Genomic DNA, 15,299 nt, shown 5'->3' with positions numbered 1-15,299 from the left:
GCGTCGTATCCAGTGGAGACGACGCCACCGGGTTACTCGCCTCGGCAGGTCGCTACCACCGCCTACCGCCGCTGGGCTCGCCGAGTTCTGTGCGGTGCACGCCGTCGGCAGCGAGCCGACATGATGCGCGCCTCGGTGCGGTAGATCACGCGTCGGTCACTCGGCGGCGAGGACACGATGCTGGTCGTGCGCACTCTCCGCTGTCGCAGCGCCGAGCAGCCGTAGCGCGTCGGCCGTTCTCGCGTCGCGCGGGGTGTAGACCTCGAGTCGGTGGTCGGGGCTGTCCGGTTGCAGCCACACCTGGTAGTCGACGTCGACGGGCCCGACGGTGGGGTGATGCAGGTGCATGGCGCCGACTGTGCAGTCGGCGACTTCGCCCTCGGCCCACAGGGCGGCGAATTCGGAACTGCGCATGGACAGTTCGCCGATCAGTTCCGCCAGGTGACCGTCGGTGGGGTAGCGGCCCGCGGTGAGGCGCAGGTAGGCGACGTGGATGCGGGCCAGCTCGGACCAGTTGCGGTGCAGGTCCCTGGTGAGGGGGTCGAGGAAGAACATGCGCGGGATCGAGGGACGCAGGGCCGGGTCGGCGGGGGCGGCGAAGTCGAGGTGTTCGGCGAACAGGGCGTGCCCGGTGCGGTTCCAGGCCAGCACGTCACCGCGGCGGCCGAGGACTACGGCGGGCATGGTGTCGCCGAGCGCGTCGAGCAGCGCGAGGACCCTGGGGTGGGCGCGTTCGGGTCCGGAGCGGGTCAGGCGCGGCGTTGCGGGGAGTCCGGCCAGGTTGTGCAGGTGGGTGGTCTCGGCGGGGTCGAGCCGCAGCACCCGGGCGATGGCCTCGATGACCTGCGACGATGCCGTTCCCGCCTGATCCTGTTCGAGTCGCGTGTAGTAACCGGCGCTGACACCGGCCAGCTGGGCCAGCTCCTCGCGGCGCAGCCCGGGCACCCGGCGGGTGGCGCCGTAGGTTCGCAGCCCGATGCGCTCGGGTGTGGTCCGGTCGCGGCGGGTCTTGAGGAATGCGCCGAGGCTTTCCAGTTCCATGTCTTCCGATCGTAGGCACGGCGGCCGCCCGGCGGGTATCCCCGCGAGGTGTACCCATCACCGGGTCTGGCTGCCGGTGGCGGGCTGCCGCAGATTCGGGGTCATGACTCGACTCGACACACCCCCTTCGACGCTGCGGGCCTGGCTGGGTCTGGTGGTGATCCTCGGCCCCTGCCTGCTGGTCGCCATGGACGGCTCCGTGCTGTTCCTCGCCATGCCCGCGATCACCGACGCGCTCACCCCGACCGCGGACCAATCCCTGTGGATCCTGGACGGTTACGGTTTCGCGGTCGGCTCGCTGCTGATCGCGTTCGGCGGCATCGGCGACCGGTACGGCAGGCTCCGGCTGCTGATGATCGGCGCCGCCGTGTTCGGGCTGGCCTCGGCAGCAGCGGCTTTCGCGCCGAGCGCCGAGATCCTGATCGGCCTGCGGGTGCTGATGGGCGTGGCGGGAGCGACGCTGCTGCCGTCGGCGCTGGCGATCCTGAGCACCCTGTTCGCCGACCCGCGCCGGCGCGCGCAGGCCATCGGGATCTTCGCCGCCACCTTCGCCGCGGGGTTCGCCGTCGGCCCGATCGTCGCGGGGCAGCTGCTCACCAGGTTCTGGTGGGGATCGGTGCTGTTGATCAATCTGCCTGTCCTGCTGGTGTTCCTGGTGTTCGCACCCGTACTGCTGCGTGAGGTGCGCGAGTCCGGCGTCGGTCGGGTCGATGTGGTGAGTGTGCTCGCCTCGGCCGCCGGGCTGCTGCTCACCATGTACGCGGTCAAGCACGCGGCGGCGGACGGTCTGTCCGCGACCGGGTCGGTGGCCGGGCTCGCCGGCCTCGCGCTGCTGATCTGGTTCGTGCGCAGGCAGTTCCGGATCACACACCCGCTCATCGACTTCGGGCTGTTCCGCAGTCCGGTGTTCACGATCGCGATCGTCACCGGATTCCTGCCGCTGGCCGCCTGGTCGGCGACCGCCTACCTCACGAGCGCCTATCTGCAGTCCGTGCTCGGGCTGACGGTCGCCCACGCGGCCTTGCTCGCGGTTCCCGGTGCCGTCGTGCTCACCGTGGCCGCGGTCGTGACGCCCGCGGTCGTCGCCCGGATCGGACAGTCGGCGGCGCTGATCGGCGCGCACTTCGCCATCGCCGCGGGACTGTTCCTGTTGCTGTTCGCCGGTGATACGGGCGGCGCGGGCTGGTACATCGCCTCGACCGCCGTCGCGGGCATCGGCTACGGCATCTCGTTCAGCGTGGTCGCCGACATCGCCGTCGCCGCGGTGCCGTCCGAACGGGCCGGTTCGGCCGCCGCGCTCGCCGAGACCGGCAACGAACTCGGCAACGCCTTCGGGATCGCGGTCTTCGGCTCGCTTGCCGCGCTGCTGTTCCGGCTGCACGGCCCCGACCTCGCGCCGACCCTCGGCGAGACCCTGCGCCTGCCCGCTCTCGCGCCGGTCGCGCTCGCGGACGCGCGCGCCGCGTTCGTGGACGGACTGCACGTGGTCGCCGTGACCGCGGGGCTGCTGCACGCCGCGCTCGGCCTGCTGGCCGTGCGCGTGCTGCGCCGGTCAGCCGAGCTGGGTCATCCCGGCGGCGACGACCCGGGCGACGTTCATCAGATCGTCGGTGGTGGGGACCGGCATGTCGTCGAGGGCGTGTAGCCGGTCGGTGCCCGCGATGGCGAACATGGCCGAGACCCAGGCGGCCGCGCAGGCGCGCAGGGTACTGGGGCGGATGGGGGTGGGGACGCTCTCCTGGAGGACGCGGGCGGTGACGTCGAGGAGCTGGTCGCGTAGTTGGCGCAGGCGGCGGCGGACGTCGGGGTGGGTGTCGGCCTCGCGCCACATGATGACGCGCAGGACCGAGGAGTGGTGGTCGCGCAGGTTGACGGCGGTGTCGAGGTTGATCAGGCTGGTGGCCGGGTCACCGGGGGCGACGACGGCGTCCAGGTTGTCGAGCGGGTGTTCCGGGACGCGTTCGCGCATGAGCGCGGACAGGATCGCGGTCTTGGTGGGGAAGTAGTAGAAGACCAGACCCTTGGGCACACCGGCGGCCGCGGCCAGGGCCGCGGTCGGAGTGGCGTCGAAACCTTGTGCGGCGAACAGGTCTTCGGCGGCATCCAGAATGAGTTGCCGGGCGTCGCCATCGCGTTTCGCGTTGCGGCGCCCGACGTGTCGGCCCGGCATCAGTGATGTGGAGCCATATTGTGCAGGCGGGCGTTCATCGCGGGCAGCGCGGCGACCGCCACCACCGCCGTCACCACCCCGACGACCCATGCGGTCCAGGATGCGCCGCTGAAGGCGGTGAAGTCCATCGCCCACGGCGAGATGAACAGCAGGACGCCGAACAGGCCCATGGCGTAGTCGGCGGCGGCCATCTCCGCCCTGACCATCTGGATCAGCCCGGTCGCCGCGATGAGCACGCCGAGCACGATCAACGTCCAGCGGGCGTTGTCGTTGGTGCTGACCCACAGGGGCGACAGCGCGGTGAATGCGCCGAGCACGACGGCGAGAAAATCTTGTGCACGGCTGTCGGTGAACATGGGGAAATGCCTCCTCGGTGCGAAGAAAAATGCTTCTGACCTCGGTCTACTCCTGATTGACCGCCCGGTCGATACCGGAACCGGCACGGTTGTGTTGCGACGTGGGTATCACTGGTGACCGGCCGCACTGGTACAAACATCTGGGGGCCGTAGTGGCCCGCGACACAAGGACATGGGCGGTCAGCTCCCGGCGGCGATGGCTCGCGCGAGCACGTAGGGCGCCGCACATGGCGAGAGGACACAGGTATGAGCGCGCCCATCGTGATCGTCGGAGCGGGTCTGGCTGGCCTGCGCACGGCGGAGGAACTGCGCCGGGCCGGATACGAGGGCGGTGTGCTGCTGCTCGGTGACGAGACGCGCCCGCCGTACGACCGCCCGCCGCTGTCGAAGCAGTTCGTTCGCGGCGAGACCGACGACACCACCCTGCGCCCGCCGGAGTTCTTCGCGGAGAAGGACATCGAGCTGCGCCTCGGCACTGCGGTCACCGGCGTCGACACGGCCGCGCACACGATCACCCTCGCCGACGGCACCACCCTCGGCTACGAGCAGCTGATCATCGCGACGGGTCTGCGCCCGCGCAGGCTGCCCGGACTGTCCGAGGTGGCGGGCGTGCACGTGCTGCGCGCCCATGAGGACGCCGAGACCCTGCGCACCGAACTGGACGGCGCGAACCGGGCGCTGATCATCGGCGCCGGTTTCATAGGCTGCGAACTGGCGGCCAGCTTCCGCGCGGCGGGCATCGAGGTCACCCTCGTCGAGCCGCAGCCGACCCCGCTGGCCTCGGTGCTGGGCGAGCGGATCGGCGGCCTCGTCGCCCGCATGCATCGCGAGGAGGGCGTCGACCTGCGCTGCGGCGTCGGCGTCGACACGCTGCGCGCCGACGATGCCGGGCGGGTGCGTGGCGCGGTGCTCACCGACGGCACCGAGATCGACGCCGACCTGGTCGTGATCGGCGTCGGGTCGGTCCCGGTCACCGACTGGCTGGCCGATTCCGGCATCGAACTCGCCGACAAGGCCGTCGGGGGCGGTGTGCTCGCCGACGAGGTCGGCCGTACCTCCGCCAAGGGTGTCTGGGCGGTCGGCGATGTCGCCGCCTGGCAGCACGACACCGGCGTCCGCAAGCGCGTCGAACACTGGACCAGTGCGGGCGAACAGGCGAAACTCCTGGTCACCGCGCTACTCGGCGGGGCTGCCCCGACCGCGGCCAGGGTGCCGTACTTCTGGAGCGACCAGTACGACGTCAAGATCCAGGCCCTCGGCACCCCGTCACCTACCGACGACGTCATTGTGGTCACCGACGACGGCCGCAAGTTCCTCGCCTACTACTCCCGCGACGGCATCCTCACCGCCGTCCTCGGTGCGGGCCTGACCGGCCAGGTGATGAAGCTGCGCGCCAAACTGGCCACCGAGACCCCGGTGGCGGACCTCCTCGCCGCCGCGGGCTGACCCGAAGGCTCTGTCCGGCGCCGCGGAACTGGATTACTGTGGCGGCGTGGGGTTTACCGATTACGCGCCCGGTGATGTAGTCCAGTTCCCGGCGGGGCCGTTCGTCGGAATCTGTGGCGTCGTCCGTGAGGTCGATGTCCGGCGCGCGACGCTGCGGCTCGAGTTCGCCGAAGGGGTCGCCCACCGCGAAGGCGGCGTCCTGCGCGAGCGGCGGCACAATCTGACGGTCGGGTTCGACGAGATCGAATTGGTCTAGCCGCGCCGAATCGGCGGGGGACACGGTCGCGACGGGCCGATTCGGGTGCCTGTAATACGGTGGACCCCGTGATCGTCGCGCTTATCGATTCCGGCCTAGGCCTACTGCCGACGGCTGCGTGGTTGCGCAAGTTGCGGCCCGATGTGGATCTGCTGCTCCTGCTCGACCCCGAGGGCGCACCGTGGGGGCCCAAACCGGAGGACTGGGTGGTCGAGCGGGTGCTCGGCGCGGCGCGGCAGGCGCTCGAACTGGGCGCCGAAGTGATCGTGCTGCCGTGCAATACCGCGAGCGTGACGGCGCTGGAGCAGGTGCGGGCCGCGGTGGGGGAATCGGTGCCGGTGATCGGGACCGTGCCGGCCATCAAGCCCGCGGCGGCGCAGTGCCGGTCGGTGGCGGTGTGGGCGACCGCGGCGACCACCGCCAGCCGCTACCAGGCCGACCTGATCGCCCGCTTCGCCGGTGACGCGAAGGTCGTCGGCGTAGCCTGCCACGGCCTGGCCGACGCGATCGACCGCGGCGACCTGCCCGCCATCCGCGACTCCATCGCCGACGCCGCAGCGCGCACGCCGGCCGACGTCGAGGGCGTCGTCCTCGGCTGCACGCACTATCCGCTGGTCATCGATGCCATCGTGGCCGCGCTGCCCGACGGTGTGCGCCTGTTCGACAGCGCCCAGGCCGTCGCCGCGCAGACCATGCGCAAGATGGACGAACTCGGCCGCCCGACGACGGGCAACGGCACCGTCACGGTCCGCAAGAGCGGCCTTCCCGGTGCATTGCCGTCCAGCGCGGCGACATTCGAATCCGGTCGGCTACTCGGCGCCACCGACCTCTGACCGAACCGTTTCCCCGGCGGCGCGACCGAGACCGCGATCGGGCGGTGCTGGGGCCCGCGGCTGCCTGCCACGGATTTGTCGGTGCACCGGTGTTGAATACGGGTGGCTGTCCGTCGATCGGAGGTGTGCGTGGTGTCCGAGGCTCCCACTGCCGACCAGGTGCGGTCCGCGCTGGCCGAACTGGCGAATCCGGCTGACGCGCGGCACTTACAGCGCTTCTTCAAGACGGGCCCCGGCGAATACGGCGAGGGTGACGTCTTCCTCGGCGTCCGCGTCCCCGCCACCAGAAAGGTCGCGAAACAGTTCGCCACCCTTCCGCTGAAGCAGATCGGCGAGCTGCTCGACAGCCCGGTCCACGAAGAGCGCCTGGCCGCCCTGCTCATCCTGAACGCCCGCTTCGCCGCCGCGTCGAAACCGCGCACCCGCGACGACGCCGCCCGCGCGGAGATGGTCGAGTTCTACCTCGACGCCGTGCGCCGGGGCCGGGTGAACAACTGGGATCTGGTCGACGCCTCCGCCGAGCACATCGTCGGCCCCTGGCTGCTCGACGAGGACCGCGCCCCGCTGTTCCACCTGGCACAGCAGGATTCGCTGTGGGAGCGGCGGGTGGCGCTGCTGTCGACCTTCGCCTTCATCAAGGCGGGCGACCCGAGCACGACGCTGGAACTGGCCGCCAAGCTGCTCGACGACCGCCGCGACCTGATCCAGAAGGCGCTCGGCTGGATGCTGCGCGAGGTCGGCAAACGCGTCGACCCCGCGGTGCTCACCGGCTTCCTCGACGTCTACGCGCCGAGCATGGGCCGCACCGCGTTGAGCTACGCCGTCGAGCACCTGGCCCCGGAGCGACGCGCCGCCTACCGCGCGATGCGGTGACAGGGTCGAGCCGGCCCGGGACCCGGCTCAGAACTGGATCTTCAGGTGGTCGGTGACCGGTCGCGCCTGGCAGCCGAGGATGTACCCGTTCTCGATGTCCTCGGGGTCGAGGATCTCGGCGTTCCCCATCTCCACCTTGCCCTCGAGCACGGTGCAGGCGCAGGACCCGCACTCGCCCTCCTGGCAGGAGTAGGGCACGTCGAGGCCCTTGTCGAGCATGATGTCGACGAGGGTCTGCTTGCGCGGCCAGGACAGCTCGTGCACCTGCCCGTCGAGCTCCACCTCGACCGTCGCGGCGTCGGCGGCCTCTGCGTCGCTGACCTCGACCGGAGCGTGGTCGGCGAACGGGTCACCGGCGAGGGAGTTGAACACCTCGGCGTGGGTGCGGGCGCGCGGCACCTCCAGCGTGGCCAGCGCGTCGTGCACCAGGTCCATGAACGGCTTCGGCCCGCACATGAACGCCTCGAAGGCGGTGTAGGGCGCGACCAGCGTCGCGAGCATGTCGGCGGTCGGCAGCCCGAGCAGCGGTTCGAGCCAGTGGATAACGGTGAGCCGCTGCGGGTGCTTGCCGACGAGCTCGCGCAGTTCGTCGGCGAAGATCACCGAGTTCGCGTCGCGGTTGGCGTAGACCAGCACCACCTTGCCGGTGCCCTGCGACAGCGCCGACTTCAGGATCGACATCACCGGGGTGATGCCGCTGCCCGCGCCGAACAGCAGCAGGTCCTCGTCGAGGTTCTTGGGGGTGAAGACGCCCGAGGGCGGCAGCACCTCGAGCTGGTCGCCCGCGGCGACGTTGTCGCACAGCCAGTTCGAGCCGTACCCGCCCTCGGTGCGCTTGACCGTCACCTTGGGCAGATCGTCGGTGAACGGCGAGCTGGCCAGCGAGTAGCAGCGCGCGACCGAGCCGGTCTGGTCGCTGGGGATGCGCAGGGTCAGGAACTGGCCCGGCGAGTAGGTCATGCGTTCGCGGAGGTCGGCGGGTACCTCGAAGACCACGGAGTTGGTGTCGGCCGTTTCGGCGATCACCGCGGCCACCCGCAGCACCACCGAGCGCGAACCGTGCGGAACCTCGACTGTGGTCATGTCGTCCTCTCGAACAAAACTAGAACGTGTTTCAGTTTCATGCTAGGTCGGGACGCGCCTGCAGGGCAAGCTGTGCCTCGAGACCGGCGACCAGTACCTCCATCCCGAAGTCGTAGGAGTACTTGCCGCGCAGGTCCGCCATGTACTTCGTGGCCCGTGCCACCGCCTCGGGCAACAGCACGTCCGCCGGCGCGGAGCGGTCACGCGGATTCACCCGGCTGCGGCCGAACAGGTAGGTGTGGATGGTCGCGTACGCGGCCAGCACGTTGCGGTCGCTGAAGCCCGCGTCGAACAGGATCTCCATCACCGCGTCGATCAGGTCGAGCTGCTTGCCGAGCATCTGCTCGAGCAGGATGTCGCCCAGGCCGGGATGCCTGCGCAGTTTATCGTCTATCTGATCGATCAGATCGCGCAGGCGCTCCTGCCACGGCCCCGACTCGCGCGATGGCTTGCGCACCCCGAGTAGCGCGGCGCTGGCCACCAGGTCGAGCAGTTCCCGTTTGTCGGCGACGTAGTAGTACGGCGCCATCGGCGAGACGCCGAGCTCGCGGGAGAGTCTGCGCATCGACAGCTTCTCCACGCCGTCCTCGCGCACGACTCGTAGCGCGGCCTCGACGATCTCCGACTCCGAGAGTGTGGAATGCGCGCCGCTCCCTGCCCCTCCGTGGTTACGCAAACTTCCGCCTCACCTCTACTGCCACCGGGCGATCGGCCCGCTCCCGTCCTGCTCCCGGAAGTCTAGAGGGGCGGCCCAGAGCGCTCGCGGCCATCGAGATTTTCGAATTCCGCCCCTTTATGGCAGTGACTGACGTTAAAGTCGGCGGTGACCGGCAATACAATGGAGGTAGTCATGCCCGAGAACGCAACGCGTGCGACCGTCGAATCCGACGAAGACCTGGTCACCGAGACGCTGATCGAAGAGGTCAGCATCGACGGCATGTGCGGCGTGTACTGACCATGGAGGCAGGCGTGCTCGATCTCGACACCCGCTGGGCGCTGCATCCGCGCGTCTCGCTGCGCCCGGAATCCTTCGGTGCGCTGCTGTATCACTTCGGCACTCGCAAGCTCTCGTTCCTCAAGAGCCGCGACCTGGTCGACGTGGTGCAGTCGTTGCCTGCCCATGCCTCGGTGCGGGACGCGCTGCGGGCCAAGGGCGTCGGTGCGTCCGACGCGCACCTCGCGGCGCTCGCGCAGCTGGCCGACACCGACATGATCGTGCCCGCACCGGGCCCGGTCACGCCGGTGACACCGGTGAGCATGCCTGCCTCTACGGACACCACCCAGGGCGGCAGGCTGATCGACCGCTTCGAATCGGGTCTGGCCGCACCGATCTGCCTGACCTGGGAACTCACCTACGCGTGCAACCTGTCGTGCGTGCACTGCCTGTCCTCGTCGGGTCGCCGCGACCCGAACGAGTTGACGACCGAGCAGTGCAAGGCGCTGATCGACGAGTTCGAGCGCATGCAGATCTTCTACGTCAACATCGGCGGCGGCGAGCCGACGGTGCGCCCGGACTTCTGGGAACTGGTCGACTACGCCACCGCCCACCACGTGGGGGTCAAGTTCTCCACCAACGGCGTTCGCATCAACGAGGAGGTCGCCGCCCGGCTGGCCGCCAGTGACTATGTCGACGTGCAGATCTCCCTCGACGGCGCCGACGCCGCGGTCAACGACGCCGTGCGTGGCCCCGGCTCCTACGACACCGCGATCCGCGCCTTGGAAAACCTGCACAACGCGGGCTTCAAGGACGCCAAGCTCTCGGTCGTCGCGACCCGGCACAACATCGCCCAGCTCGACGAATTCAAGGCCATCGCCGACCGTTACGGCGCGACCCTGCGCCTGACCCGCCTGCGCCCGTCGGGCCGCGGCGCCGACGTCTGGGACGAACTGCACCCGCTGCCCGAACAGCAGCGTGAGCTCTACGACTGGCTGGTCGCCAACGGCGAGGGCGTGCTCACCGGCGACTCGTTCTTCCACCTGTCCGCCTTCGGTTCCGCGCTGCCCGGCCTGAACATGTGCGGCGCGGGCCGGGTGGTGTGCCTGGTCGATCCGGTGGGCGACGTCTACGCCTGCCCGTTCGCCATCCACGACCGATTCAAGGCCGGAAACATCGTCGCCGACGGCGGTTTCGACGCGGTGTGGACGACCTCGGAGCTGTTCGCCGAACTGCGCGAGCCGGTCGACGGTGGCGCCTGCACCAAGTGCTCGCACTACGACGCGTGCCGCGGCGGCTGCATGGCGGCGAAGTTCTTCACCGGCCTGCCCGCCAACGGTCCCGACCCGGAATGTGTTCAGGGCTATGGCGAAGCGGCGCTGTCGATGCCTGGACGCACGATTCCCAGACCCGCGGTCGACCATTCGCGCCCGGTTCGTACCCGAGGCCGGGTGTCGCTGCCGTTGACCGTGAAGCGTGCTCCTGCCAAGGCGTGCAACGAGAGTCCGCTCGGATAAACGGGCCGGTTGCCGAAAGTGCGCTGCCGATCTTGTTGACGCGTCCGGCTAACGGTCACGGCGGCATTTCTGGCGGACTTTCCTCCTTTTTTGTGGGGTGATGATGTCTGCGAGCTCGAGTGCGAATAGCATGCGAGGAATGCGCCATGATCGTCTGCCCGACGGCTTCGGGGTACGGATCGATCCACGGGTACGCGCATTTTCCGGGGGTCGGATCCTGATCGGTGGATCGCCCGCGCGGATCATGCGCCTGGCCCCGGAGGCCGCCGAGCTGATCGGCGACGGGTACCTGGAGGTGACCGATACCAAGTCCGCGATCGTCGCCCGCCGGCTGCTCGATTCCGGTGTGGCGAACCCGCGGCCGCGGCTGTTGCCCTCGCTCGACGATGTCACCGTCGTCATCCCGCTCTACAACAACGCCGACGGCCTGCTGCGCCTGCTGGCCACGTTGCGCGGGCACAACGTCATCGTCGTCGACGACGGCTCCGACGAACCAGTGCGCATCCCGCCACGTCAGGGCCGTGGTCAGGTGACAGTGCTGCGCCACGAGATCCCGCTGGGTCCGGCGGCCGCCCGCAATGCCGGATTACAGGCGGCGACAACGGGCTTCGTCGCGTTCCTCGACTCCGATGTGGTCCCCCGCAGTGGCTGGCTGGAAGTCATGCTCGGGCACTTCAGCGATCCGCAGGTCGCGCTGGTCGCGCCGCGCATCGTCGCGCTGGACAAGGAGTCCAACGCGCTGGCCCGCTACGAGCACACCCGGTCCTCGCTCGACCTGGGCAGGCGCGAGTCCGCGGTGCACGCGCGCGGTGTCGTGTCCTATGTGCCGAGCGCGGCGCTGCTCGCCCGGCGCGCGGCGCTGCTCGGTGAGGGCGGTTTCGACGAGTCGATGCAGGTGGCCGAGGACGTCGACCTGTGCTGGCGGCTGGAACGGGCGGGCTGGCGGCTGCGCTACGAGCCCGCCGCGCATGTCGCCCACGACCACCGGGTGGCCTTCCGCGCCTGGTTCGGCCGAAAGCTGTTCTACGGCACCGGCGCCGCACCGCTCGGCAAGCGGCACGCGGGGATGGTCTCGCCGCTGTCGGTACCGACCTGGACCGTGCTGGCGAGCATTCTGTTCGCGACGCTGTCCAAGTGGGGACTGCTCGGCGGGCTGGTCACGCTGGCCACCGCGCTGGTGCGGATGCGGCGGGTGTTCACCGAACTGGACAATCCGACCCGCATCGCTGCGGTGTATCTCGCGCGCGGCTATTTCGCCGGAATGTGGCGGCTGGCTTCGGCGATGTGCCGCGACTACTGGCCGGTGACGCTGGTCGCGGTGCTCGCCTCGCGGCGGATCCGCAAGATCGCGATCACCATGGCGCTGGCCGACGGACTGGCCGACTGGTTCACCCATCGCGATTCCGGTGGGCTCGACCCGGTGCGTTATGTCGCCTACAAGCGTCTCGACGACGTCGCCTACGGCAGCGGCCTGTGGCTCGGCGTCATCAGGGCGCGCAGCTTCGAGGCGCTCAAGCCGAGCGTGCCGCCCCGCTGAGTTTCGCTGCGTGACCAGCACTCTCGTCGTCGGGGCCGGGTCGGCCGGGTGCGTGCTCGCGGCCCGGCTCAGTGCCGACCCGGCGCACACGGTCCTGGTGCTGGAGGCGGGACCGGTCTGGGCGTCGGCCGCCGAGGTGCCTGCCCACCTGCTCGATCCTGGGCATCTTCCGGTCGGCCCTGACTCCGGCGTGGTGTGGCGGTACCAGGGAAATATCGTGCGGGGCAAGCTGATCGGCGGGTCGGGCGCGATCAACGGCAGCTACTTCATCCGGCCGACCGCCGCCGACTTCGCGGAGTGGAGCGCGGCGGCCGGCAGCGCGCTGTGGTCGTTCGACGCGGTGCTGCCGCTGCTCGCCGAGCTGGAATCCGATCGGGATTTCGGTTCCGCGCCCGGACACGGCGCACGCGGCCCGATCCCGGTCCAGCGCACCACCGACCCGGCGCCGGTCAGCAGGGAATTCGCCCTCCGCTGCGCGGCACTCGGCTTCACCGAAGTCGCCGATCTCAACGCCATCCCCGCGGAAACGCCGCCCGGCGTCGACCGGGTGGACGGTTTCGGTCGCGTACCGCTGGCGTTGTCGCGCGGCCGCCGAGCCGGTCCGGCACTCACCCATCTCTATCCAGCCCTCGCCCGGTCCAACCTGACCGTGACCGGCAGGACAACGGTGACCCGGCTGATGCTGCGGGGTTCGCGGGTCGTCGGCGTGGAGTGGGCGCGCGGTCGCGAACGCGGAACGGCCTTCGCCGACCGGGTGATCGTGTGCGCGGGCGCCGTGGAATCGGCGGCGCTGCTGATCCGCTCCGGGATCGGCCCCGAGTCGCGGCTGCGCTCGCTCGGTGTTCCGGTCGTGCTGCCCGCACCGGTCGGCGCCTGGTGCACCGATCATCCGGAGATCGGTATCGAATACCCGGGACCTGTGCCGGAATCGGCGACGGTCGCGCTCGAATACGTCCTGGAACTCGACGATCTCGAGCTGCGCCCGTATACCCCCATGTTCACGCCGGGCCTGCGCAGGCTCGGCGTCGCGCTGATGTCTCCGGAGTCGACCGGCGAACTGACGCTCGGCTCGGCCGACCCGTCCGTCCCGGCCCATATCGACCAGGGTTATCTGCGCAGCGCCCGCGATCGCGACCGGCTGCGCGCCGGGGTCGAGGTCGCGGCGCGAGTGCTCGGCCTACCGCTGCGCACCGTCGACGACACCTGGCTACGCGCGCATCTGGGGACGTCCCAGCATCTTTCGGGTACCTGCCGGATGGGCCACGCCGGTGACCCGCGCGCCGTCGTCGACGAGACCGGCCGGGTGCATGGCATCGAGGGCCTCACGGTCGCCGATCTGTCCGTTGTCCCGGTGCCGTTGCGCCGTGGTCCGCAGGCCGCGGTGGTGCTGCTGGCGGCACTGATAGCCGATCTCCATGCGGTGTGACGAAGTGACATTTGCTACCACAATGTGACCTGCGGGACAAACCCACACTTCTGGCGAAGCGGCTGATAACTGACCGGTACAGTTTGTAGCGGGAAAGAAAGGCAAATGGTCAGCAATCTCGCAGGTGGGCGGCCCCCACGGCAGGCGGCGGAGACGGGCGCACAGCTCGGTGCTCTGGAAGCCTATGCCGCACAGGCCCATGGTTTTCTCAGTGCCGGTGGTGAACAGCTGACCCAGCTGGCCGGCCTGCTGCGTCCGCTCGTACTCGAATCCTGGCTACGCGGTGTGCGTGGCGGAGTCGATCCGACGGACGTCCTCGACAGTCGCGGTCTTCGTGGTGCCGATCTGGTGCGTTACCGGGATGCACATCCCATCGCCGCACTGATGCCACTGATCGACAAACTGCTGGTCCAGGACGCGGCGCGCGCCGGACTGATCGTGACGGTCGCCGACCAGTTCGGCCGGGTGCTGTCGGTGCACGGCCATCCCGAGCAGGTCGCCGCCGCCGCCGAGATCGGCGTGCGCGAGGGCGACGATCTCAGCGAACGCCGGATCGGCACGAACGCGGTCGGCCTCGTCGTGCGCACCGGCCGCGCGACCTGGATCCACGGACCCGAACATTTCCTCCATCGCATGCACCAGATCACCGGCGCTGCGGCGCCGGTGCACGAGCCGGACGGCCGGTTGATCGGCGTGCTGATGATTGCCGGCGGGATGCGGGTGGCCAAGCCCGAGATCCTCGCTCTGGTGAAAGCCGCGGCCACGGCGGCCGAGATGGATCTCGTCCTGCGGGCGATGCGCGCGGGCCGCGGTGGCCCGGCCGCGGAGCCGCAACGCACCGGCGACGCGGGCGCCGACGCGGGTCCGGCCCGGCTCGGGCTCGATGTGCTCGGCCTCGGACAGCCACAGCTGAGTGTGGCGGGGGAGCGGGTACCGCTCTCGCAACGCCATGCCGAGATCCTGCTCTTGCTCACCGAGCATCCCGAAGGCCTTGGCGCCGATCATCTGGCGCTACTGCTCGACGACACCGATCTGGACAACGGCACGATCCGCGCGGCGATGTCGCGCCTGCGGTCGGTGGTCGGCGCGACGGTCGTCGGATCGCGTCCATACCGTCTCCGGGTGCATGTCGCAACCGATGTGGAGGCGCTGCGGGCCGCGCTCGACTCCGGTGATATCGAATCCGCATTGCGCTTGTACGCCGGTCCGGTGCTGCCGCGATCCTCGGCGCCCGGCATTTGCGACATCCGGGACGAGCTTCGCGTGCGGCTGCGCACCGCGGTGCTCGCTTCGGCCGATCCCGGCGTGCTGCGCCGGTGGACAGCGGGTCCGGAAGGGCGTGACGACGCCGCCGCATGGGCCGCGTACCGGGCCACCGTCGACCGCGATTCGCCACTGTATGCGCAGATCGAGGCCAAGATCCGGGTGCTCGACCGGCGCCTCGGGGCCGATGCAACGCAGATGCAACGTTTCGGCTCATAGTCTCCGGTTCTGAAAGTGTGGCAGCTCACACATCCGCCGAGGATGTGGCGTGGCACACACTGCTGCCCAGGTCGTGGGCTACCCTCCAAACCAACTGGGCGCTTGTTCGGTTTTTTTATCGGAAAAAGTTCCTTTTTATTAACTGACCGCCTAGTGTCTGCAATGCATGGACAGGCAGCCATGTGATGTAAGTGACAACGCCGAGGCGCGAGGTTCGAGCCGCGGCCGCGATGTTGGAGGAACGATCAACAGCTAGGCACCGCGACGGACACGAACCGTCTGTCGCGCCGACGGCCGACCGGTCGTCGATCTCGTCCACATGATCTGTCGGGGATCCTGCGCGAG

Annotated in this window: 15 protein-coding genes; 10 read left to right on the top strand and 5 right to left on the bottom strand. The window is 69.6% G+C overall.

Annotated elements, in window-relative coordinates:
- Window positions 1–156 precede the first annotated feature (156 nt).
- Complete coding sequence (locus tag ACFWF2_RS07955; protein ID WP_379305797.1) at window positions 157–1,041, bottom strand: helix-turn-helix transcriptional regulator; 885 nt, start codon at window positions 1,039–1,041, stop codon at window positions 157–159.
- A 103-nt stretch (window positions 1,042–1,144) separates the two neighbouring features.
- On the opposite strand from ACFWF2_RS07955, the gene ACFWF2_RS07950 reads away from it, so the two are divergent.
- Window positions 1,145–2,686: an MFS transporter gene (locus ACFWF2_RS07950; RefSeq protein WP_379305795.1), complete on the top strand. Its 1,542-nt coding sequence runs from the start codon at window positions 1,145–1,147 to the stop codon at window positions 2,684–2,686.
- Here the strand turns inward: ACFWF2_RS07950 and ACFWF2_RS07945 are convergent.
- Window positions 2,594–3,211 carry a TetR/AcrR family transcriptional regulator gene (locus ACFWF2_RS07945; RefSeq protein WP_379028753.1) on the bottom strand — a complete coding sequence of 206 codons (618 nt, stop codon included), beginning with the start codon at window positions 3,209–3,211 and terminating at the stop codon, window positions 2,594–2,596. The two genes, ACFWF2_RS07950 and ACFWF2_RS07945, sit on opposite strands and share 93 nt — an antisense overlap.
- The gene (locus ACFWF2_RS07940; protein WP_379028751.1) at window positions 3,211–3,567 is read right to left on the bottom strand and encodes an SPW repeat protein; all 357 of its coding nucleotides are present in this window, start codon (window positions 3,565–3,567) and stop codon (window positions 3,211–3,213) included. The genes ACFWF2_RS07945 and ACFWF2_RS07940 overlap by 1 nt, the downstream gene beginning before the upstream one ends.
- 246 nt (window positions 3,568–3,813) lie before the next feature.
- On the opposite strand from ACFWF2_RS07940, the gene ACFWF2_RS07935 reads away from it, so the two are divergent.
- From ACFWF2_RS07935 to ACFWF2_RS07920, 4 genes are all read left to right on the top strand, one after another.
- Window positions 3,814–5,013, top strand: coding sequence for an NAD(P)/FAD-dependent oxidoreductase (locus ACFWF2_RS07935; RefSeq protein WP_379305794.1), 1,200 nt, complete (start codon window positions 3,814–3,816; stop codon window positions 5,011–5,013).
- A 46-nt stretch (window positions 5,014–5,059) separates the two neighbouring features.
- Window positions 5,060–5,269: a hypothetical protein gene (locus tag ACFWF2_RS07930; protein ID WP_189025706.1), complete on the top strand. Its 210-nt coding sequence runs from the start codon at window positions 5,060–5,062 to the stop codon at window positions 5,267–5,269.
- Window positions 5,270–5,337: 68 nt separating this feature from the next.
- On the top strand, window positions 5,338–6,102 hold the full coding sequence (locus tag ACFWF2_RS07925) for a glutamate racemase (RefSeq protein ID WP_379305793.1): 765 nt from the start codon (window positions 5,338–5,340) through the stop codon (window positions 6,100–6,102).
- Window positions 6,103–6,234: 132 nt separating this feature from the next.
- Window positions 6,235–6,975, top strand: a complete 741-nt coding sequence (locus tag ACFWF2_RS07920; RefSeq protein ID WP_379305791.1) for a DNA alkylation repair protein — start codon at window positions 6,235–6,237, stop codon at window positions 6,973–6,975.
- 27 nt (window positions 6,976–7,002) lie between these two features.
- Here ACFWF2_RS07920 and ACFWF2_RS07915 read toward each other — a convergent pair whose 3' ends face one another.
- Both ACFWF2_RS07915 and mftR2 read right to left on the bottom strand, forming a co-directional pair.
- Complete coding sequence (locus ACFWF2_RS07915) at window positions 7,003–8,058, bottom strand: 2Fe-2S iron-sulfur cluster-binding protein (protein WP_379305789.1); 1,056 nt, start codon at window positions 8,056–8,058, stop codon at window positions 7,003–7,005.
- Between the two features lie 37 nt (window positions 8,059–8,095).
- A complete protein-coding gene (gene mftR2, locus ACFWF2_RS07910) occupies window positions 8,096–8,734 on the bottom strand; it encodes a mycofactocin system transcriptional regulator MftR2 (RefSeq protein WP_379305788.1) in 639 nt (212 codons plus the stop codon).
- Between the two features lie 174 nt (window positions 8,735–8,908).
- Between mftR2 and mftA the strand changes: the two genes are divergently transcribed.
- From mftA to ACFWF2_RS07885, 5 genes are all read left to right on the top strand, one after another.
- A complete protein-coding gene (gene mftA / locus ACFWF2_RS07905) occupies window positions 8,909–9,013 on the top strand; it encodes a mycofactocin precursor MftA (RefSeq protein ID WP_189025716.1) in 105 nt (34 codons plus the stop codon).
- Window positions 9,014–9,015: 2 nt separating this feature from the next.
- Window positions 9,016–10,509: a mycofactocin radical SAM maturase gene (gene mftC, locus ACFWF2_RS07900; protein WP_379305799.1), complete on the top strand. Its 1,494-nt coding sequence runs from the start codon at window positions 9,016–9,018 to the stop codon at window positions 10,507–10,509.
- A 139-nt stretch (window positions 10,510–10,648) separates the two neighbouring features.
- On the top strand, window positions 10,649–12,046 hold the full coding sequence (gene mftF / locus ACFWF2_RS07895) for a mycofactocin biosynthesis glycosyltransferase MftF (protein WP_379305785.1): 1,398 nt from the start codon (window positions 10,649–10,651) through the stop codon (window positions 12,044–12,046).
- 10 nt (window positions 12,047–12,056) lie between these two features.
- Window positions 12,057–13,472, top strand: coding sequence for a mycofactocin system GMC family oxidoreductase MftG (gene mftG, locus ACFWF2_RS07890; protein WP_379305783.1), 1,416 nt, complete (start codon window positions 12,057–12,059; stop codon window positions 13,470–13,472).
- Window positions 13,473–13,577: 105 nt separating this feature from the next.
- Window positions 13,578–14,954 carry a GAF domain-containing protein gene (locus ACFWF2_RS07885; protein WP_379305781.1) on the top strand — a complete coding sequence of 459 codons (1,377 nt, stop codon included), beginning with the start codon at window positions 13,578–13,580 and terminating at the stop codon, window positions 14,952–14,954.
- Window positions 14,955–15,299: the final 345 nt, after the last annotated feature.

The sequence above is a fragment of the Nocardia sp. NPDC060259 genome, from assembly GCF_042728775.1.
In the GTDB taxonomy this organism is placed as follows: Bacteria; Actinomycetota; Actinomycetes; order Mycobacteriales; family Mycobacteriaceae; genus Nocardia.
This window is presented reverse-complemented; position numbering and strand designations above follow the sequence as displayed.

Excerpts from the sequence above, each read along its gene's own strand:
- ACFWF2_RS07955 (WP_379305797.1), bottom strand. The coding sequence starts at position 1,041 with ATGGAACTGGAAAGCCTCGGCGCATTCCTCAAGACCCGCCGCGACCGG.
- ACFWF2_RS07950 (WP_379305795.1), top strand. The coding sequence starts at position 1,145 with ATGACTCGACTCGACACACCCCCTTCGACGCTGCGGGCCTGGCTGGGT.
- ACFWF2_RS07945 (WP_379028753.1), bottom strand. The coding sequence starts at position 3,211 with ATGCCGGGCCGACACGTCGGGCGCCGCAACGCGAAACGCGATGGCGAC.
- ACFWF2_RS07940 (WP_379028751.1), bottom strand. The coding sequence starts at position 3,567 with ATGTTCACCGACAGCCGTGCACAAGATTTTCTCGCCGTCGTGCTCGGC.
- ACFWF2_RS07935 (WP_379305794.1), top strand. The coding sequence starts at position 3,814 with ATGAGCGCGCCCATCGTGATCGTCGGAGCGGGTCTGGCTGGCCTGCGC.
- ACFWF2_RS07915 (WP_379305789.1), bottom strand. The coding sequence starts at position 8,058 with ATGACCACAGTCGAGGTTCCGCACGGTTCGCGCTCGGTGGTGCTGCGG.
- mftA (WP_189025716.1), top strand. The coding sequence starts at position 8,909 with ATGCCCGAGAACGCAACGCGTGCGACCGTCGAATCCGACGAAGACCTG.
- mftC (WP_379305799.1), top strand. The coding sequence starts at position 9,016 with ATGGAGGCAGGCGTGCTCGATCTCGACACCCGCTGGGCGCTGCATCCG.
- mftF (WP_379305785.1), top strand. The coding sequence starts at position 10,649 with ATGCGCCATGATCGTCTGCCCGACGGCTTCGGGGTACGGATCGATCCA.
- ACFWF2_RS07885 (WP_379305781.1), top strand. The coding sequence starts at position 13,578 with ATGGTCAGCAATCTCGCAGGTGGGCGGCCCCCACGGCAGGCGGCGGAG.